This is a genomic window from Pseudomonas sp. BF-B-30 (genome assembly GCF_019956305.1).
GTDB lineage: Bacteria > Pseudomonadota > Gammaproteobacteria > Pseudomonadales > Pseudomonadaceae > Aquipseudomonas > Aquipseudomonas jessenii.
This window is the reverse complement of sequence record NZ_JAHBDG010000021.1, coordinates 26393-46236: the sequence shown is the minus strand read 5'-3', so window position 1 is coordinate 46236 and position 19844 is coordinate 26393. Positions and strand designations below refer to the sequence as shown.

Below are 19844 nucleotides of genomic sequence, written 5' to 3'. Positions count from 1 at the left end.
CTATGTGGGAGCGGGCTTGCTCGCGAAAGCGGTGCATCAGGCAACATCAATGGTGAATGTGCCGGCCTCTTCGCGAGCAAGCCCGCTCCCACATTAGTTTGTGTCAGCACCTAAATTCCCCGGCGCTTTCTACGTTTACAGGACAGCTCCCCGTCCCTGTCCGGCCCTGCCGGCAGCGTTCAGCCATCGACCCGCTGCTGAACGACGGGCCGATTTCCCTAGGCCGGAACCCTGCATGAAACGTCCCCTACAGACCCGACGCGCCCTGCTTGCAGCACTTTGTCTGATCCCCGTGGTTGCCGTCGCCGCCTGGCAGTTCATCCCGCCGGGCCGTGACGGGCTCGTCACCGTTCAGGTCAGCCGCACCGACATTGAAAGCAGCGTCACGGCATTGGGCACCCTGCAACCGCGGCGCTATGTCGACGTCGGCGCCCAGGCCTCCGGGCAGATCCACAAGATTCACGTGGAAGTCGGCGACGTGGTCAAGGAAGGCCAGTTGCTGGTGGAAATCGACCCGTCCACGCAACAGGCCAAACTCGATGCCGGGCGCTTCTCCATCGAAAACCTCAAGGCGCAGCTGCAGGAGCAGCGAGCGCAGCACGACCTGGCCCGGCAGAAATACCAGCGTCAACAGAACCTCGCCGCCGGCGGCGCCACCCGTGAAGAAGACGTGCAGACCGCCCAGGCCGAACTGCGCGCCACCCAGGCACGGGTCGAGATGTTCCAGGCGCAGATCCGCCAGGCCGAAGCCAGCCTGCGCAGCGATCAGGCGGAGCTCGGCTACACGCGGATTTATGCGCCGATGGCCGGCACCGTGGTGGCGCTGGATGCCCGGGTCGGCCAGACCCTCAACGCCCAGCAGCAAACGCCGCTGATCCTGCGCATCGCCAAGCTGTCGCCGATGACCGTGTGGGCCGAGGTCTCGGAGGCCGACATCGGCCACGTCAAACCCGGCATGCACGCCTGGTTCACCACCCTGAGCGGCGGCACCCGGCGCTGGACCAGCACCGTGCGGCAAATCCTCCCCGTTCCGCCCAAGCCGCTGGACCAGACCGGCCAGGGCGGCGGCAGCCCCGCCAGCACCAGCAAAAGCGGGAGTGCCCGCGTGGTGCTGTACACCGTATTGTTGGACGTCGACAACGCCGACAACGCCTTGATGGCGGAAATGACCACCCAGGTATTTTTCGTCGCCAATCAGGCGCAGAACGTTCTCACCGCGCCCATCGCCGCCCTGCAGGCAGGCCCGCAGACAGACCAGCAGACCGCGCAAGTGGTCGCCAGCAATGGCAGCATCGAGCAGCGCAACGTGCGCACCGGCATCAGCGACCGCCTGCGGGTGCAAATCCTCGATGGCCTGCAGGAGGGCGATCACCTGTTGATCGGCCCGATCGACGGGAGTGGCGGTTGAATGCACACGCCCCTGATCGACCTTTCGGACATCCGCAAAGCCTACGGCGGTGGCGACGCGCCTGAAGTCCATGTGCTGCGCGGCATCGACCTGTCGATCCATGCCGGGGAGTTCGTGGCAATCGTCGGCGCTTCCGGCTCCGGCAAGTCGACGCTGATGAACATCCTCGGCTGCCTCGACCGCCCGACCTCGGGCGAATACCGCTTCGCCGGGGAAAACGTCGCGGCGCTGGACAGTGACGAACTGGCCTGGCTGCGTCGTGAAGCCTTCGGTTTTGTGTTCCAGGGCTACCACCTGATTCCCTCCGGTTCGGCCCAGGAAAACGTCGAGATGCCGGCCATCTACGCAGGCACCCCAGCCGCTGAACGCCACGCCCGCGCCGCCGCCCTGCTCGACCGTCTCGGCCTGGCTTCGCGCACCGGCAACCGCCCCCATCAACTCTCCGGCGGGCAGCAGCAACGGGTGTCGATTGCCCGCGCATTGATGAATGGCGGCCACATCATCCTGGCTGACGAACCCACCGGTGCCCTCGACAGCCACAGCGGCGCCGAGGTCATGGCCCTGCTCGACGAACTGGCCAGCCAGGGCCACGTGGTGATCCTCATCACCCACGACCGCGAAGTGGCGGCCCGGGCCAAACGCATCATTGAAATTCGCGACGGCGAGATCATCAGCGACAGCGCCCGGGACAATCCCACCGCGCAAAACTCTGCCAACCCCGGCGCCCTGCAAGCCGTCGATTTGCGCAAGCGCCTGAGCGAAGGCGCCGAAGCCACCGGCGCCTGGAAAGGCGAATTGGTCGATGCCGTGCATGCGGCGTGGCGAGTGATGTGGATCAACAAGTTCCGCACCGCGCTGACCTTGCTCGGCATCATCATAGGCGTCGCCTCGGTGGTGGTGATGCTGGCCGTGGGCGAAGGCAGCAAGCGCCAGGTGATGGCGCAGATGGGCGCGTTCGGTTCCAACATCATTTACCTCAGCGGCTCGGCGCCCAATCCGCGCACGCCCATGGGCATCGTCACCCTCGATGAGGTCGCCGCGATTGCCAGCTTGCCCCAGGTGATGCGGATCATGCCGGTCAACGGCCAGGAGGCCGGGGTGCGCTTTGGCAACCTTGATCACATGAGCTACGTCGGCGGCAACGACACCAACTTCCCGGCGATTTTCAACTGGCCGGTGGTCGAAGGCAGCTACTTCACCCACGCCGATGAACAGAACGCCGCGGCGGTCGCGGTGATCGGGCACAAGGTGCGGACCAAATTGCTCAAGGACGTGGCCAACCCGATCGGCCAGTACATCCTGATCGAAAACGTCCCCTTCCAGGTGGTCGGCGTGCTCGCGGAAAAAGGCGCCAGCTCCGGCGACTCCGACAGCGACGACCGTATCGCCATCCCCTACTCCGCCGCGAGCGTGCGCCTGTTCGGCACCCACAATCCCGAGTACATCGCCATCGCCGCCGCCGACGCGCGCAAGGTCAAGGAAACCGAAAAAGCCATCGAGCAACTGATGCTGCGTCTGCACGACGGCAAGCGCGACTTCGAACTGACCAACAACGCGGCGATGATCCAGGCCGAGGCGCGCACGCAAAACACCCTGTCGCTGATGCTCGGCTCGATTGCGGCCATTTCGCTGCTGGTGGGTGGGATCGGCGTGATGAACATCATGCTCATGACGGTGCGCGAGCGGACTCGCGAGATCGGTATCCGCATGGCCGCCGGTGCCCGCCAGCGCGACATCCTGCGCCAGTTCCTCACCGAAGCGGTGATGCTCTCGGTGGTGGGCGGCCTCACCGGGATTGCCCTGGCGCTGATCGTCGGTGGCGTGCTGATTTTCAGCGAAGTCGCTGTCGCGTTCTCCCTGATAGCGGTGCTGGGTGCCTTCGGCTGCGCCCTGGTCACCGGTGTCGTTTTCGGCTACATGCCGGCCCGCAAGGCTGCCCGACTCGACCCGGTCACGGCCCTTACCAGTGAATGATCGATTGATGAAGCCGCCACTCAGTGTGTTAACCCTGTGCCTGTTGCTCGGCGCCTGCGGCACCCCGCCACAGCGCCCCGACAGCGGCGTCCAGCCGCCGGCTGCCTGGCAATCCCGGCACACCGCAGGCGCTGTCCATGACAACCAGCAATGGTGGAACCGCTTCGGCAGCCCGCAACTGGGTCGCCTGATCGAACAGGCGCGGCTCGGCAGTTACGACCTGGCCGCGGCCATCGCCAGAGTGCGCCAGGCCCAGGCCGACGCGGTGATTGCCGGCGGCTCGCAACTGCCCGAAGTCAAAGCCGGGGTCAACGCCAACCGCCAGAAATTGCTGCGCGGCAGCGGCTACAGCCAGCTCGATGCCGACAGCGATAACGACGCCGTCGACTACTTCACGGCGAACCTGGTTGCCAGCTACGAAATCGATTTCTGGGGTGGCCAGCGGGCCAGCCGCGACAGCGCGCAATTCAGTCTCAAAGCCAGCGAGTTCGATCAGGCCACCGTGGAACTGACGTTGCTCAGCGGTGTGGCCAACGGTTACGCGCAAGCCTTGTCGTTGCAGGAGCAGAGCCGCATTGCCGAGTTGAATCTGGCCAATGCCCAAAGCGTGTTGAAACTGGTGCAGACCCGTTTCGATTCGGGTTCGGCCACAGCCCTGGAACTGGCACAGCAAAAAAGCCTGGTGGCGGCGCAGCAACGCCAGCTGCCGCTGGTGCAGCAACAGGCCGAGGATGCACGGATCAGCCTCGCCGCTCTGCTCGGCCGCCCGGTTCAGGCGCTGTCGCTGGGTCAGGAACGCTTCGATCAACTGACCTGGCCTGCGATTGACGCCGGGATACCCAGCCAGTTGCTCAGCCGCCGTCCGGACATTGCCCGGGCCGAGGCGCAACTGGCCGCGGCCCAGGCCGACGTCACCGTCGCCCGGGCCGCGATGCTGCCGACCGTGACCCTCACCGCCGAAATCGGCTCCGGTGCCGACCGGGCCGACGACATCCTGCGCAGCCCCTTCTACAACCTCACCGCCGGGCTGCTTGCGCCGGTGTTCAACAACGGCCGCCTCGGCGCCCAGCGCGACAAGGCCACGGCGCGTCAGCAAGAACTGCTGGAAACCTATCGCGGCGCGATCATCAACGGCTTCGCCGACGTCGAAAAAGCCCTCAACAGCATTCGCGGACTGGATGAGCAGCGCGGGTGGCAGAGTGAAGAACTGAGCCAGGCGCAGACCGCCTTCAATATCGCGCAAAGCCGTTATCAGGCCGGGGCCGAGGATTTGCTGACGGTGCTGGAGACCCAGCGCACCTTGTACGCGGCGCAGGATTTGAACGTGCAGCTGCGGTTGTCGCGGATGCAGGCGAGTATTGCCCTGTACAAGGCTTTGGGTGGGGGGTGGCAGGTTCTTTAGTTGTGGCGCCTGTCAAGACGCCATCGCGAGCAAGCTCGCTCCCACAGGTTATGCGTCGTGCCCGGATCATGCGGCAAACACAAAACCCTGTGGGAGCGGGCTTGCTCGCGAAGGCGCCGGCACATCCAACATCAACATTGCCTGACAGGACGCCTTCGCGAGCAAGCTCGCTCCCACAGTGGATCGTCAGTGAACACAAAGTCTGTGTACGACCAGGTTCAAATGTGGGAGCGAGCTTGCTCGCGATTGAACGATAACGCGGTATCAAGCCTGGCTCTGCTTAGCCTTCAGATTGCGCGCATACCACGGCCGCTGCGGCACTTTGCGGAACAAATCCTTCAGTTTCGTCTCGTCCTCGCCAAAGGTAATGCGCAACGCCAGCTTCATGGTTTCCGGGTCCATTTCCACTGACTTGCCAGCCTGCAAGCCCGGTGTGGTACTGCAACCGTGGGTGCTCGGGCCGAGCCACGGGTCGTCGATCTCGACCCAGCGTCCCGGCGCGAACCATTGCACGCCGTTGACCTGCAGCCGACTGACCTGCCCCGGATGAAAACGCTCGTGGGCGCGAAACCAGTCTTCCAGGCGATCGTCGATCCAGCCATGGAAATGCCAGAACACCGGGCTGACATGGGAAGAAAACGGGTCGCCGAGAAAATCGTTTTCCGGTGCAAACCAGCGTGCGGAAAAATCAGAAGGATCCCGGGCAAACGGCACCGGCTGACCATTGGACGGATCACGGGGCACCGAAGCCCAGCGCATGTGCAGCCAGTCGTGCAGGCCCAGTTCGACCTCCGAGCCGAACTGGCCGAGGGTCAGCGTCGACAGGTAACGCGGATCGCGGTAGCGGGATTCCCAGACCTGGAAATTGCTGTGATACGTCTCGCCGGTCTTGATGTCGCTGACCCATTGCGTGTACTCGTCATCGTCCTCGGCCAGCCAGGTCGGCGGCAGCGCGGTACCGTCGTGATTGTCGAAGTAACGCGCAAAGCCGAGCCGGTCCCGCGCCAGCTCCGGTTGCGGCAACGGGAAGTGCGTCCAGGACGGCAGGTCCTGCATCGAACGCGCGGTGCCGAGCATGTGCCGGTGCATGAAGAAAAAGTCCACGCCAGAACCGTTGCGATCCTTGCGATCGCCACGGGCATCGCGCTCCTGGTCCCGAGGGCCGGGTTGCCAGCCGAGCCCGCGCAAGGCGCCGCGCTGGTCTTCGGACAGCTTGTGCCACTTGTCCCGGGAGGCATGCCAGAGCTGGTGGAACAACCGGTGCTCCGGCGATACCAGCCAGGCGAGCAGGGTCGGATTGAGGCCGACGCGCTCGCGAGCTTCAGGGAATACCCGTTTGACGGCGATGAAGCGATTGTCCTGGGCGGTCAGCATCAGTGGCCGATTCAGGTCCAGCACACGTCCACTGAGACTGCCACTGCCAGCATTACCGAAACCGGCCCAGACCTCGTCCAGGGTCATGTCGAACTCGTAATCGCAACAGCCGCTGGCGCCCAGCAGACGCCAACCCAGTTGCTTCGGGTTGGTCCCGGACAGATCGCCGAGCACTCGGTAACGGGGCGCTTCGGTGGAGCGCAAACGCTCGGCGGTGTCGAGATAACCACTGACACCGCGCCCCTTGTGGCCGATGTCGAGGAACACTTCCAGGCCTTCGAGGGGCAAGCCTTCGATACCGGCGTCACGACCTTCGAAACGAATCTGCCAGACCCCGCGCAAGGTATCCGCCAAGCGTTGGCCGGCAACATCCGCCACCTCGAACGAAGCTTCGCCGGGGGTGATCGTCGGGTCCGGCCTGGTCAGTTCGCGATGCCCGTAATACACCGCCGGCACGGCGGCACCGGTCAGCGCCAGACCCGCGAGGAACCATCGTCGAGAAATCGTCATTGCCCTACCTGTGTCAGCCATGGAGCAGGCTTTATCCAAGCTAGAACGATTGTTGCCCCGCAGAATTTAAGAGCATCGCGAGCAAGCTCGCTCCCACACTGGATCTATGTCGCACTGAAGATCCCTGTGGGAGCGAGCTTGCTCGCGATGAGGCCATCAGCCGCGCTAAATTTTCCGGTCAGCCACTCGTTCCCCCCAGATAGCAAAGGCCCCTGCGCCTGATCCGGGGCGGCGAACCTGACTGAGACGGCAATGACAAAACCACGTTCGAAAAAGGCTCTTTTCATCGGCCTGCCGCTGGCCCTGGCGATCAGCGCGGGTGCAGGCTTCGCGGTCTGGGATCACTGGTTCAGGGACAACCCCGGCTACCCGGTCAAGGTGATGAAACAGGCCGAGCAACTGCAGGAACGCATCCTCTCGTTCGACAGCCACATCACGGTGCCCATGGATTTCGGCACCGCCGGCAACGAAGTCGACAAGGACGGTGAAGGCCAGTTCGACCTGGTCAAGACCGGTCGCGGGCGTCTGTCCGGGGCGGCGCTGACGATTTTCGGCTGGCCGGAAATCTGGAACGGTCCCAACGCGCCCCATCGCCCTACCGCCGGCTTCGTCGACGAAGCCCGCTTTGAGCAGGAAACCCGCTACAAGATCATCAGCGCGATGGTGCGTGACTTCCCCAATCAAGTGGCCATCGCCTACACCCCCGACGACTTGCGCCGCCTGCACGGCGAAGGCAAGTTCGCGGTGTTCATCAGCATGCTCAACGCCTACCCGCTGGGCAATGACCTCAACGCCCTGGACAAGTGGGCTGCGCGCGGCATGCGCATGTTCGGCTTCAGCTACGTGGGCAACAACGCCTGGGCCGATTCGTCGCGGCCGCTGCCGTTCTTCAACGATTCCCGGGATGCCTTGGGCGGGCTGTCGGACATCGGCAAGCAAGCGGTGCATCGCCTCAACGACCTGGGCGTGATCATCGATGTGTCGCAGATGTCGACCAAGGCCCTGGAGCAAGTGGCGCAACTGAGCCGCACGCCGATGGTCGCCTCCCACTCGGCACCGCGCGCCCTGGTGGACATCCCGCGCAACCTCAGCGACACGGAAATGCAATTGATCAAGCACAGCGGCGGCGTGGTGCAGATCGTCGGCTTCCCCACCTATATCCGCCCGCTGAGCCAGGCCACCCAGGACAAACTCAACGCCCTTCGCGCCCGTTTCGACCTGCAACCGCTGCAAGGTCTGGAGATGGCATTGATGCCCGGCGACCCGGTGATCACCGTCTGGCCTGAGCAGCGTTTCGGCGAGTACGCCAGCCAGCTCTATTCGATCCTCGATGAAGAACCCAAGGCCACCCTCAAGGATTACGGCGATGCAATCGACTACACAGTGAAAAAAATCGGCATCGACCACGTCGGCATCAGTTCCGACTTCAACGACGGCGGCGGCCTGGACGGTTGGAAAGACGTCAGCGAGGCCCGCAACGTGACCGCCGAACTGATCAGCCGCGGCTACAGCGACGCCGACATCGCCAAACTCTGGGGCGGCAACTTCCTGCGGGTCTGGGACCAGGTGCAGAAGTCCTCCCGACCTGTGGTCCAGCACTGATTCTTATCTAGCCAAAGCGAACCGAATCCATGACCAACCGTCGTTCATTCCTCAAGCAGGCCGGCATCCTGGCGGCCGGCATTCCCCTGGCCTCCGCCGTGAGCCTGCCCGCACACGCCGCCAGCCCCGCGCCGTTGCCCAAGGACAAATGGGACCAGTTGCGCCAACTGTTCACGCAGGACCCGAACTACCTGCACTTCGCCAACTTCCTGGTGACCTCGCACCCGCTGCCCGTGCGTGAAGCCATCGAGATGCATCGCGCCAATCTCGATCGCAACCCGGGCCTGGCCATGGACTGGCATCGCGGCGAAACCGAACGCCGCGAAGAAGAGGTGCGCGTGTGGGCCGGTCGCTACTTGAAGGCCAAGCCGTCGCAGATCGCCCTGACCGGCAGCACCACCGAAGGCCTGGCGATGATCTACGCCGGTATCCACGTGCGCCCGGACCAGGAGATCCTCACCAGCGAACACGAACACTACGCCGCCAACAGCGTGTTCGAATACCGCACCCAAAAGGACGGCACCCAGGTTCGCAAGATCAAATTGTTCGAAGACCCGTACAAAGTCTCGACCGCCGAAGTGCTGGCCGCGATTGAACGCAACATTCGCCCCGAAACCCGTGTACTGGGCATGACCTGGGTGCATTCCGGCAGCGGCGTGAAGCTGCCCATCGGCGAGATCGGCAAACTGGTGGAGCAGAAAAACCGTGGCCGCGCCGACAAAGACCGCATCCTCTACGTGATCGATGGCGTACACGGCTTCGGCGTGGAGAACGTCGACTTCCCGGACATGCACTGCGATTTCTTCATTGCCGGCACCCACAAATGGATGTTCGGCCCACGGGGCACCGGGATCATCTGCGCCCGCTCCGACGAGCTCAAGGACGTGACCCCGACCATCCCGACCTTCTCCGAAGCCACCCAGTTTTCCACCGTGATGACCTACGGCGGCTACCACTCGTTCGAACACCGCTGGGCACTGACCGAAGCTTTCAAATTGCACCTGGAGCTGGGCAAGGCCGAGGTCGCGACGCGCATTCACGACATCAACAGCTACCTGAAAAAACGCTTGCAGGCACACCCGTCGGTGGAGCTGGTCACGCCGCTGTCGCCGGAGTATTCCGCCGGTTTCACCTTCTTCCGCATCAAGAACCAGGACTGCGACGAAGTCGCCAACTTCCTGATGGATCAGCGCGTGGTGTGTGACGCCGTGGACCGTGATGTCGGGCCGATCATTCGTGTGTCGCCGGGGCTGCTCAATACCCAAGCGCACATCGACAAGTTGATGGAACTGATGGCCAGCAAGCTCTGAACCGCCGATTCCCTTTAGCGAGAACCCTTATGAAAAACATCCTGAACAGGGGGCGCTCCAAAGGCCTGGGCGCCCTGATGCTGCTGGCATTGCTCGGCAGTGCCATGCCCGGCCTCGCCCAGGCGTATACGGCGCCGCTGTCGGGCAAGGTCTTCAAGGATTGCCGTAACTGCCCGGAAATGGTCGTGCTGCCCGCCGGCACGTTCACCATGGGCACCCCGGAAGACGAAGTCGGCCGTGAGCCTGATGAAGGCCCGATGCATGAGGTGACGTTCGACAAGCCGTTCGCCATGAGCCGCTACCAGATCACCGCTGGCGAATGGGACCAGTACCTCAAGGAAACCGGAATCACCCTGCCCGATGGCGACACCCGCCCCGGCCGCGAGTGCATCAACAGCAAGCCGCGTTATCCACAGAGCCCGCGCCAGCCGGCAGTGTGCATGAACTTCGCCGAGGTCAGTGCCTACGTCGCCTGGCTGTCGATGAAGACCGGCCAGCACTACCACATCGTCAGCGAGGCCCAGCGCGAATACGCCGCCCGCGCAGGGTCAACGGGTCCCTTCCCCTTCCCGTTCGACCCCGGCACCGAGTACAGCATCGCCACCCACGCCAACACCTACGGCCCCACCGATGGCTACAGCTACAGTTCGCCGGTCGGCAGCTACCCGCCCAACGCCTTCGGCATGTACGACATGCACGGTAACGTCTACGAGTGGATCGCCGACTGCTACCACCCGGACTATGTCGGCGCTCCCACCGATGGCAGCGCCTGGACCGAACCGAACTGCGACACGCTGCGCATCCGTGGCAACGACTGGGGCGAAGCACCGGTGTTTTCCCGCTCGGGCAACCGCAATGACATCGACCCGCAAACCCGTGGCGACTGGATCGGTTTTCGCGTCGTACGCACTCTCTGACCCCCCTTGCCCTTGTGGGAGCGGGCTTGCTCGCGAAGGCGTCGTGTCAGCCAACATCAACTTTTCTGATCCACCGCTTTCGCGAGCAAGCCCGCTCCCACAGGTTTGGCACCACCTGTCTCCCACCGTTTAAATTAAGCCCTTCACCAGACGTTCTACTGGGTATCTGCCTACGACCCAAGGAACTGTCTGCCATGACCCAGCCTACCCGAGGCGCCATCGGCGAATTACTGGCCCTGTTGAAACCGTTTCGACTGATCGTCGCCGCGTCCATTTTCCTGGGCATGGTGGGCGGCCTGAGCGTGACGGTGTTGCTGGCCACCATCAACAACGCGCTGCATTCGCCGCACGGCCTGACCCAAGGCGTGGTCGCGCTGTTCGGCGGCCTGTGCCTGCTGGCTCTGGGCAGTTCGATCTGCTCCGACATCGGCACCAACTATGTTGGCCAGCACATCATTGCCAGGCTGCGCAAAACGCTGGGGGAGAAAGTCCTTTCGGCGCCCATCGAGCAGATCGAGCGCTACCGCAGCCACCGGCTGATCCCGGTGCTGACCCACGATGTCGACACCATCAGTGACTTCGCCTTCGCCTTCGCGCCGCTGGCGATTTCCCTGACCGTGACCCTCGGCTGCATGGGTTACCTGGCGATGTTGTCGTGGCCGATGTTCCTGATGATGGTGCTGGCGATTGCCATCGGCACCGGCATCCAGTTCTATGCGCAGGGCAAGGGTATCCAGGGTTTCATGGCCGCCCGCGATGCCGAGGACGATCTGCAAAAGCACTACAACGCCATTGCCGGCGGTGCCAAGGAGTTGCGCATCCACCGCCCGCGCCGCCAGCGCATGTTCGTCAAGGGCATCCAGGGCACCGCCGATTTCATCTGTAACACCCAGGTGCGTTCGATCAACACCTTCGTGATCGCCAAGACGCTGGGCTCGATGCTGTTCTTCGTGGTCATCGGCCTGGCGCTGGCGCTGCAATCGTTCTGGCCGAGCGCCGACCAAGCGGTGATGAGCGGTTTCGTGCTGGTGTTGCTGTACATGAAAGGCCCGATCGAGCATCTGGTCAGCACCTTGCCGATCGTGAGCCGGGCGCGGATTGCCTTCCGCCGCATCGCCGAGCTGTCGAGCCAGTTTTCCTCGCCCGAGCCGCACCTGTTGCTCAACGACAACGGCATCCGGCCAACCGTGGTCGACCGCCTGCAACTGAACAACGTCAGCTACGCCTTCCCCGCCGCACCGGGCAGTGACGCGTTTCGCCTGGGCCCGGTGAACCTGACCATCGAGCAAGGCGACATCATTTTCATCGTCGGCGAAAACGGCTGCGGCAAGACCACCCTGATCAAGTTGCTGCTGGGCCTCTACGCGCCGCAACAGGGTTCGATACTGCTCAACGGCCAGGGCATCGATGCGCACAATCGCGACGACTATCGCCAATTGTTCACTACGATTTTTGCCGATTACTACCTGTTCGATGACGTGGTCCAGGGCGACCAGCACATCCCCGAAGATGCCAACGCCTACCTGCAACGGCTGGAGATCGCGCACAAGGTCAGCGTCAGGGACGGCAGCTTCACCACCACCGACCTGTCCACCGGCCAGCGCAAGCGCCTGGCGCTGGTCAATGCCTGGCTGGAAGAACGCCCGGTGCTGGTGTTCGACGAATGGGCCGCCGACCAGGACCCGACCTTCCGCCGCATCTTCTACACCGAGCTGCTGCCGGACCTCAAACGCCTGGGCAAAACCATCATCGTCATCTCCCACGACGACCGTTATTTCGATATGGCCGATCAACTGGTGCGCATGGAATCGGGCCGGGTCGTCACCGAGCGCGCAACCGCCTGAGCGCCGTGGCCGCACGCAAATCCTTGTTTTTTGAAGTTTGTTTTCCGGTTTAGCCAAAGTGGCCCGTCTAATAATAATTATCATTAACTAAAAAACTGCACACACCATTCTGGAGCGATTCGAGCAATGCAAAGCCTTACTCTGTCCCGCGCACCCTTGGCGTTAGCCATCGAACGGCAAAAGAAATTCCGAACGGTCGTGCCGGGCGCGCTGCTGACCCTGTTGCTGCTGGGTACGTCCCAGGTCGAGGCAGCCCCGGTGAACGTCAATGTACCGGCTCAGTCACTGGCCAGTGCATTGCGCCAACTGGGCCAGCAGACCAACCTGCAGATTCTCTACAGCCAGGACATGGTCAACGGCATCAAGTCCACGGCGGTGTCCGGCAACATGGAACCGGAACAGGCACTGAAAACCTTGCTGCTGGGGAGCGGCATCAATTTTCAGTTGAATGGCAACACCGTGTCGCTGGTGCCATCGGCCGGTGACTCCAGTGCATTGCAACTGGGTGCGACGTCCATCACCGGCTTGGCGCTGGGGCCAACCACCGAAGGCTCGCACTCCTACACCACCAATGAAGTCACCATCGGCAAAGGCAACATCAAGCTCAAGGACATCCCGCAGTCGGTGTCCGTCGTCACGCGCCAGCGCATGGACGACCAGAACCTGAACAGCCTGCAGGACGCCATGCGTCAGGTCACCGGCGTGACCATCAAGACCTACAACTCCGGCTCCAGCCTCAATGACGTCTACATGCGTGGCTTCCTCGTCGACCAGGTGCAGGTCGACGGCGTCTCGCAGCCCACCGGCCAGGGCGACATGGCCACCAGTTTCGACCTGGCGATGTACGACCGCATCGAAGTGCTGCGCGGCCCGTCGGGCCTGTACCAGGGCGCGGGCGAACCCGGCGGTACGATCAACGTGGTGCGCAAGCGCGCCCTCAGCAAGTTCGCCCTCGGTGGCGAACTGGCCGCCGGCTCTTACGATCGCTACCGTTCTTCGGTGGATGTCACCGGCCCGTTGAACGAACAGGGCACCGTGCGCGGTCGTTTCATCACCGCCTACGAGAACAACCAGTCTTTCGTCGACTACGCGCAGAACGAACGCCCGATGGTCTACGGTCGCCTGGAATTCGACCTCGACCCGGCCACCACCCTGTCGGTCGGCGGCGCTTACCAGAAGAACAACTCCACCCCGGCCTTCGGCCTGCCGGCCTACGCCGACGGCTCATTGCTCGACGTGCCGCGCTCGACCTTCGTCGATGCCAAGTGGAACACCCTCAACGAAAAAGTCTGGGAATCCTTCGCCGAACTCGACCACGAACTGGACAACGGCGGTCAGTTCAAGACCACCCTGACCTACCGCGATGCCGAAACCCCGGAGCGTAACTTCACCTGGGCCGACGGCGCGGTCGACCCGGCCACCGGTGACAGCTGGGCCGTGGCCTACGACTACTACACCCACATCAAGACCGTCGGCGTCGACAGCTTTGTCACCACGCCGTTCGAGTTCGCCGATCGCCGACACGAGTTCACCGTGGGTGCCGAGTACCAGCACCTGGACAAGGATTTCACCTACGGCGGCGGCGAGTACTTCCCGATCAACGTGTGGAATCCGGGCAGCATCGACATTCCCCGCAACGACTATGCGCACGTCAACGGCAACTGGTCCAAGTCCGATCAGTACGGCGTCTACACCCGCGCCAAGTTCAACGTCACCGACTGGCTCGATGTCATCGGCGGCAGCCGCGTGACCTGGTACGAAAGCGATGCGAAGAACGCCAACGCCTTCTTCAACAACTTCGGCGAAGCCCACACCAGCATCAACCGCAAGGTCGTGCCGTACGGCGCCATCATCGGCAAGATCACCCCAGAACTGTCGACCTACTTCAGCTACACCGGCGTGTTCAAACCGCAAAGCGAAATCGGCACAAACGGCGAGCCCGTCGGCCCGCGCGAAGGCAAGCAATACGAAATCGGCCTCAAGCGCGAATTCTACGACGGTCGCCTGAACGCCAGCATCGCCGCCTTTCGCATCTACGATGAAAACCGCGCCGAATACGACAACACCTCCGGTGCCTACATGACCGAAGGCAAGGCACGCAGCGAGGGTTGGGAAACCGAGCTGAGCGGCAACCTGACCGACAACTGGAGCATCGTCACCGGTTACGCCTACACCTCCACCAAGTTCCTGGACGGCGACCAGGCCAACAAAGGCAAGACCTTCAGCACCATCACGCCCAAGCACAACTTCAACCTGTGGACCAAGTACGAGTTCACCGACGGCCCGCTCAAGGACTTCAGCGTCGGCGGTGGCGTGCGTGTGGTCAGCGACACCTACTACCAGCGTGACGTGAAGTTCCATCAAGGCGGCTATGCTGTTACCTCGGCGCAAGTCGGCTACAAGTTCAACGAACACCTGTCGTCGACACTGACTGCCAACAACCTGTTCGACCGCAAGTACTACGACCGCGTCGATGCCTCCTGGGGCACCAACTTCTACGGCGACCCGCGCACCCTGACCCTGAGCCTGCGTGCGCAGTACTGATGGCTGAGTGCTCTCGCTCCTACAGTGGCCCAGTTCCGTTTTCTGCTTGCGCAGCGGCTCTGAGTTGCTCGGTATCGACACGAACAAACGTGGAGTCCCCGACAGCGGTCAGGACATCCCCGGCGAAGACCTCGCAAATAACCCGACTTTTACGCCCGACCTCGCCTTCGACTTTTGCACGCAGTGTCAGGGGGACACCCATCGGGGTGGGCTTGATGTACTTGATGCCCAGGTTACCGGTGACGCAGGTGATGTGGGGCAAGCTGCCCACCTCGCGCTGTTCTGCCCGGTAGTGATAAGCCATCGCTGCCCAGTTGGAGTGGCAATCGACCAGCATCGCGATCAAACCGCCGTAAACCAGACCCGGCCAGCCGCAGTACTTGTCATCCGGCATGTGCTGCGCCATGACATGCACCCCGTCTTCATGCCAGAAGCTCTTGATGTGCAGCCCGTGCGGGTTTTGGCTGCCGCAGCCATAACAAACGCCTTCAGGCGCGGCGATGTCTTGAAGCGAAATGTCCTGCGTGGTCATACCGTGTCCATCCTTAATACCGGGTGGTTCAAAACGGACCGGGTCGCCCTGGTCCGCACCGTCTGATCAATACTGGCAGAAGCGAATCCGGTTGCCGAACGGGTCGTAGACTTGCAGCTCCTTGCCCCAGCCCTGCTGAACAATATCCGGGCGTCCGTATCCGTAGCGCTTGCCCTGCAATTCGTCCCTGAGCAGTTCGATGTTGTGCATGGGCACGAACACCGTCGAGCCCGGGCTGGCATCGCCGTGGTGCTCGGAAAGGTGCAGTTGCAACCCGTCGCGACTGATGCCCAGGTACAGCGGCAAATCCGCCTCGAAACGATGCTCGAACTCGACGCTAAAGCCCAGGAAATCCAGATAGAACTCACGCGCCTTGGCTTCGTCGAACATCCGCAAGATTGGAATGGGTTTGTCGAACGTTGCAGCAGGCGTGGACGGGGTGTTTGTCTGCGCAAGCATCGCTGACGCGGTGTTCCAGTCCTTGTAGCCCAGTTGCTGGGCGACCAGTTCCAGTGCAGTGGAATGGGTCACCACTTGATTGCGTTCCTCCAGCGAGGCGCGCAACTGTCTGGCCATTTGCTTGGCTTGCTCGATTGAAAACATGACTGCTCCTGTAGCCGAGATGCTTTGGTGCTCGCGTTGCCAAACCTCGACCGTCAAGAGAGGCGACAGGGTTTGTAGAAGGAGGAGACGCTTTCACCTTTCCCAACGGGAGCGAGCGGCGGGCAGCATCGGGCCGAGGTCGATAATACATAGCCGATACGGGATACGGAAGATGGCTCGGCAGAACCCTGTCCGAGGCCTGAGGATTATTCCTTTAGACGTGAAAGTTGCTGAACCACAAATGCCCCGGCGGTCACCGCGCTGGCTGCCCATGCGCAAGCCACCTGCCAATACCTGAAAGGACCGAGCACATCTCCCATCAGGAAACCGGTCGAAAGCAGAAACAGAAACAACGCAATGGCTGCCAGGACGACGCGCGGAATCGCCATCAACCACCGCCACCAGGCCCCGGGTTCAAAACGCCGCGCCACCCATCGAGTCAACACTGTCAGGCCCGCAAACAAAAATGCCGCAATGACCAGCAGGATCGGAATGATAAAGAGAGCCAGCGCGGGCTCGACTTCTCCGCCGTCCTCGCCGGGTGTGTAGAAGCTTTCTGCCCAGATTTCCCTGCACAGGGCGAAGGTCAGAAAAATGACGCCGACCGGGGCGATGGGAAATATCAGGCAACTGATGAGGTTTTTTTATGATTCATCATTGAATCATCCTTGGTTTTTTCAGAACGCCAATGACTTCATATGCGTCGCAAAATCATCCTGGATCGGTCGGAACCCGCAGCGCAGGTAAAAGGCGGCGCCCTCGGGTGTGTCCGTGGACAGTCGCACAACGCGAAAATGCTCACTCGCCAATTCCAGCAGGTGCTGCACCAACGCTTTGCCCACGTTCTGGCCCCTTGATGCACGTGCGACGTAGACCCGCCGTAATCGCCCTACATCCGGTTCGGCAAATGGGTCTGATGAAAGACCTCCTATGGCAATCAGCCGCCCGTTCCGGAACGCCCCGAAAAGACACTCACCCTGCTGATCGAATCGATTGGCACCGTTTTCCCATTCCTCGATCAACCGGGAGATGAACCTGAAGCCTTCTGCAACGGCCTGCGTTTCCAACTCCCGGAGTTGCGGCGTAATCCCTGAGATTTCAAGTATCGCCAAAGGGTCCGTTGACGTGACCACTTGCAGGTTACTGCCAGACTTGTCTGCGTGGTTCGCTTCGCGCCCGGCTTTCAAGACTCACTCTCGGTAGCGTTTACGGGTGTGCACAGCTCAACCAGCGTTCCGTCAGGGCATCGAACGTAAGACACGGTTTGCCCCCAGGGTTTGGTAGTCGGGGCAGCGATTTCGCTGGCGCCTGCTTGAATCGCTTTGGCATGGGCCACGGGGACATCCTCGGTTACCAGCCCGACTTCGATGCCTAGCGGTTTGAGGGATGAGTGCGCCGGGACATGACCGGTGCTGAAGTTCGATGCGGCCAGTTCATCGGCGGCGAATGCCAACGCGGTTTCGCCGGTTTCCAGTTCGCCATAGGTGCCGGACTCGTGGATGAACCGAACGCCGAGCCCGAAGGCCGATGAGAAGAACTTGAGAGAGTCCTCTACATCCTTGACGTAGATGATCAGGTAGCCAAATTTCATGAACGAACATTCCTTGTCGTGCCAATCGAGCGGTGAATCTAGCAGTTTTTAGTTAAGTGTCGAGGGACATCAAACCGAAAAGCCCATCAGATGTTTCCCGTTTATTTGTTCGAAACACAATCGGTACAGAAATCAGATCGTCGCTGACAAACACCAGTCAGCAGCACTTGTTTAAGCGCCCTACAGGTTACTTCGTGAAAGCCACAACGCCTTGCGCCGTTGCCTACAGGTACGCCAGAATCCGCCGGCTTGTGCGCCTTGGGGGTCGTCGGTAACTTGATTCGGGTCACTGATTGTCGGTGATCGGGTTTAGTAGCCCGGCCAAGGTTAGAACGGTCGCATGAGTATCATCAGTCAGGCATCTGCCTGTGTTTGATGGTGGCTGTGCGCATGGCGCCCCCGGGCGCGCCGGTTCCTCACCTTGCCGGTCTACTAACTTGCGCACAGCTGCCACCCTTTCGTTTAGTAGCGAACTGGTGCTGCCCTACTTAAAGGTAAGTATCTATGTTCAAGGTAACGCCAAATCCGCCGGATTCCGACCCGGCCTCGACGTACGAAAGCCCCGACTCAAAACAATTCCACGAAGCCGCCGAGCGCGCGCTCAATCACCACCTCAACCCCGGCCCCAACATCATGGCCACTCCGCGCACACCCAGCACGATGTTCATCGTCAACCCCGAACTCAGTACCGAAACCCTGCTGGTGCATGCCTGTGCGTCGCTGGCGTCGGCCAATGTCATGGCCAACGATCTGGTGGATCATCTGGAAGGGACAAGCCGCAATGCGCTGTTGGGGATTGCGCAGGTGATCATGTTGGGGGAACTGGCGGTGAATCGGGCGTTGGATCGGCTTGATCCGCCCTGACCACTATCTCCGGATCACCGATAGACCTGTGGGAGCGGGCTTGCTCGCGAAGGCGGTGTGTCAGGCAACTTATGTGTCGGCTGAAATATCGCTTTCGCGAGCAAGCCCGCTCCCACAGGGGGACGGCGTCGCTGATCACTACGCCATGCGTCAGGCCAAACTCTCGCTGATCTGCGCCGCCAGTTGTCCCAGCATCCCCGGCACTTCCTGGACCATCTCGCCCATGCGCGCAAAGTCGTGGGTCATGCCGGCCTTGACCTCCAGCACCAGGGGTTGCCCCGCAGTACGCAGTTTCTCGGCCCAGGCCAGGCCTTCATCGAGCAACGGGTCGTATTCGGCCAACCACAACACCGTCGGCGTCAGCCGTTGCACGCACTCGGCGTACAACGGTGAAAAACGCCAGTCGGCACGATCCGCTTCACTGCGTTGGTATTGCTGGTAGAACCATTCCAGCGTGGTGGCTTCCAGCAGATAGCCTTCGGCGAATCGCTCGAGGGATGGGCGTTTTTTTACCGCGTCGATCACCGGGTACAGCAGCACTTGCAGACGAGGCACAAGCGGCCATCCCAACGGGTCCTGGGCGATGGCGATGCACAGCGATGCCACCAGGCTGCCGCCGACGCTGTCCCCGGCCAGAGCGATCCGTCTCGCGTCCAGACCCAATGCTTTGGCACCGGTAATGGCCAGCCAACGGGTGATGTCTTCGGCATCGTTGTATGCAGTGGGAAAACGGTGCTCAGGCGCCAGGCGATAGTCCGCCGACAACACGGCAAACTCCCCCGCCAGCGCCAGGCGCCGGCACAAGGTGTCGTGGGAATCGAGGCTGCCCACCACGTACCCGCCGCCATGGAAGTACAGCAACACCGGGCGCGGCTCGTTGTCCGGTTGTGGTTTGGCGTACAGCCGCGCATTGAGCACATGCCCGTCCCGCGCCGTAATGCTGAGCGCAGATACCGTCAACGCGCCCGTTGGCGCCGCATCGAGCAACTGCGAAGTCTGTTCGAACTGCTGCCGCGCTTCGCTCGGGTTCAGCTCATGCATGGGTTGGCTTTTGCCGCTAAGGCGGCCGAACTCGGCCAGCTCTAGAAACCCTTCGATGTCCGGGTGCAGTGCCATGGGCGGTAGTCTCCAAAAATAAAAAGCTTGCCCAGTAAACGAACCGTGAGGACCGTTCATTAGGGCGTCATCCTGTTCAATGAAGAATCTCCCAGGCCGAACAAGAAACCTGTGGCGAGGGGGCTTGCCCCCGTTGGGTCGCGAAGCGGCCCCAGAACCAGCGTTTGAGATTAGTCAGACATACCGCGTTGTTCGGGATTGCGACTGCTTCGCAGCCGAACGGGGGCAAGCCCCCTCGCCACAGGTTTTCCCC

Annotated in this window: 16 protein-coding genes; 9 read left to right on the top strand and 7 right to left on the bottom strand. The window is 62.0% G+C overall.

The features are described 5' to 3' along the window. The first annotated feature begins 235 nt into the window (after nt 1-235). From KGB29_RS12670 to KGB29_RS12660, 3 genes are read left to right on the top strand one after another with little or no spacing between them, the layout of a single operon-like run. A complete protein-coding gene (locus KGB29_RS12670; protein ID WP_150814197.1) occupies nt 236-1408 on the top strand; it encodes an efflux RND transporter periplasmic adaptor subunit in 1173 nt (390 codons plus the stop codon). Beyond that, a complete protein-coding gene (locus KGB29_RS12665) occupies nt 1409-3382 on the top strand; it encodes a MacB family efflux pump subunit (RefSeq protein WP_218544047.1) in 1974 nt (657 codons plus the stop codon). Nucleotides 3383-3389: 7 nt separating this feature from the next. Then, nucleotides 3390-4784, top strand: coding sequence for an efflux transporter outer membrane subunit (locus KGB29_RS12660; protein ID WP_150814199.1), 1395 nt, complete (start codon nt 3390-3392; stop codon nt 4782-4784). A gap of 264 nt (nt 4785-5048) precedes the next feature. Here KGB29_RS12660 and KGB29_RS12655 read toward each other — a convergent pair whose 3' ends face one another. Next, a complete protein-coding gene (locus tag KGB29_RS12655; RefSeq protein ID WP_150814201.1) occupies nt 5049-6668 on the bottom strand; it encodes a PvdJ/PvdD/PvdP-like protein in 1620 nt (539 codons plus the stop codon). Nucleotides 6669-6920: 252 nt separating this feature from the next. On the opposite strand from KGB29_RS12655, the gene pvdM reads away from it, so the two are divergent. The 5 genes from pvdM to KGB29_RS12630 all read left to right on the top strand — a co-directional run bounded on the left by pvdM (nt 6921) and on the right by KGB29_RS12630 (nt 14885). Then, complete coding sequence (pvdM, locus tag KGB29_RS12650) at nt 6921-8270, top strand: pyoverdine-tailoring dipeptidase-like protein PvdM (protein WP_150815294.1); 1350 nt, start codon at nt 6921-6923, stop codon at nt 8268-8270. 29 nt (nt 8271-8299) lie between these two features. Continuing rightward, nucleotides 8300-9580 carry an aminotransferase class V-fold PLP-dependent enzyme gene (locus KGB29_RS12645; RefSeq protein WP_150815295.1) on the top strand — a complete coding sequence of 427 codons (1281 nt, stop codon included), beginning with the start codon at nt 8300-8302 and terminating at the stop codon, nt 9578-9580. Nucleotides 9581-9609: 29 nt separating this feature from the next. Further along, nucleotides 9610-10497 carry a formylglycine-generating enzyme family protein gene (locus KGB29_RS12640; RefSeq protein ID WP_150815296.1) on the top strand — a complete coding sequence of 296 codons (888 nt, stop codon included), beginning with the start codon at nt 9610-9612 and terminating at the stop codon, nt 10495-10497. Nucleotides 10498-10691: 194 nt separating this feature from the next. Beyond that, nucleotides 10692-12341, top strand: coding sequence for a cyclic peptide export ABC transporter (locus tag KGB29_RS12635; RefSeq protein WP_090456901.1), 1650 nt, complete (start codon nt 10692-10694; stop codon nt 12339-12341). Nucleotides 12342-12467: 126 nt separating this feature from the next. After that, a complete protein-coding gene (locus tag KGB29_RS12630; protein ID WP_150815297.1) occupies nt 12468-14885 on the top strand; it encodes a TonB-dependent siderophore receptor in 2418 nt (805 codons plus the stop codon). Nucleotides 14886-14904: 19 nt separating this feature from the next. On the opposite strand, the gene KGB29_RS12625 is transcribed toward KGB29_RS12630, so the two are convergent. The 5 genes from KGB29_RS12625 to KGB29_RS12605 form a co-directional block, all read right to left on the bottom strand. Further along, on the bottom strand, nt 14905-15417 hold the full coding sequence (locus KGB29_RS12625) for a PaaI family thioesterase (protein ID WP_102671086.1): 513 nt from the start codon (nt 15415-15417) through the stop codon (nt 14905-14907). 66 nt (nt 15418-15483) lie between these two features. Then, the gene (locus KGB29_RS12620) at nt 15484-16020 is read right to left on the bottom strand and encodes a glyoxalase superfamily protein (protein WP_150815298.1); all 537 of its coding nucleotides are present in this window, start codon (nt 16018-16020) and stop codon (nt 15484-15486) included. A 206-nt stretch (nt 16021-16226) separates the two neighbouring features. Beyond that, the gene (locus KGB29_RS12615; protein WP_150815299.1) at nt 16227-16409 is read right to left on the bottom strand and encodes a hypothetical protein; all 183 of its coding nucleotides are present in this window, start codon (nt 16407-16409) and stop codon (nt 16227-16229) included. Between the two features lie 288 nt (nt 16410-16697). After that, a complete protein-coding gene (locus tag KGB29_RS12610; protein ID WP_150815304.1) occupies nt 16698-17153 on the bottom strand; it encodes a GNAT family N-acetyltransferase in 456 nt (151 codons plus the stop codon). 50 nt (nt 17154-17203) lie between these two features. Beyond that, nucleotides 17204-17611, bottom strand: coding sequence for a VOC family protein (locus tag KGB29_RS12605; protein WP_150815300.1), 408 nt, complete (start codon nt 17609-17611; stop codon nt 17204-17206). Between the two features lie 504 nt (nt 17612-18115). Here KGB29_RS12605 and KGB29_RS12600 point away from each other — a divergent pair. After that, nucleotides 18116-18475, top strand: a complete 360-nt coding sequence (locus KGB29_RS12600) for a DUF6124 family protein (protein ID WP_150815301.1) — start codon at nt 18116-18118, stop codon at nt 18473-18475. Between the two features lie 150 nt (nt 18476-18625). Here KGB29_RS12600 and KGB29_RS12595 read toward each other — a convergent pair whose 3' ends face one another. After that, nucleotides 18626-19591 (bottom strand): alpha/beta hydrolase, encoded by a 966-nt coding sequence (locus tag KGB29_RS12595; protein ID WP_150815302.1) that lies wholly within the window; start codon nt 19589-19591, stop codon nt 18626-18628. Between the last annotated feature and the right edge of the window lie 253 nt (nt 19592-19844).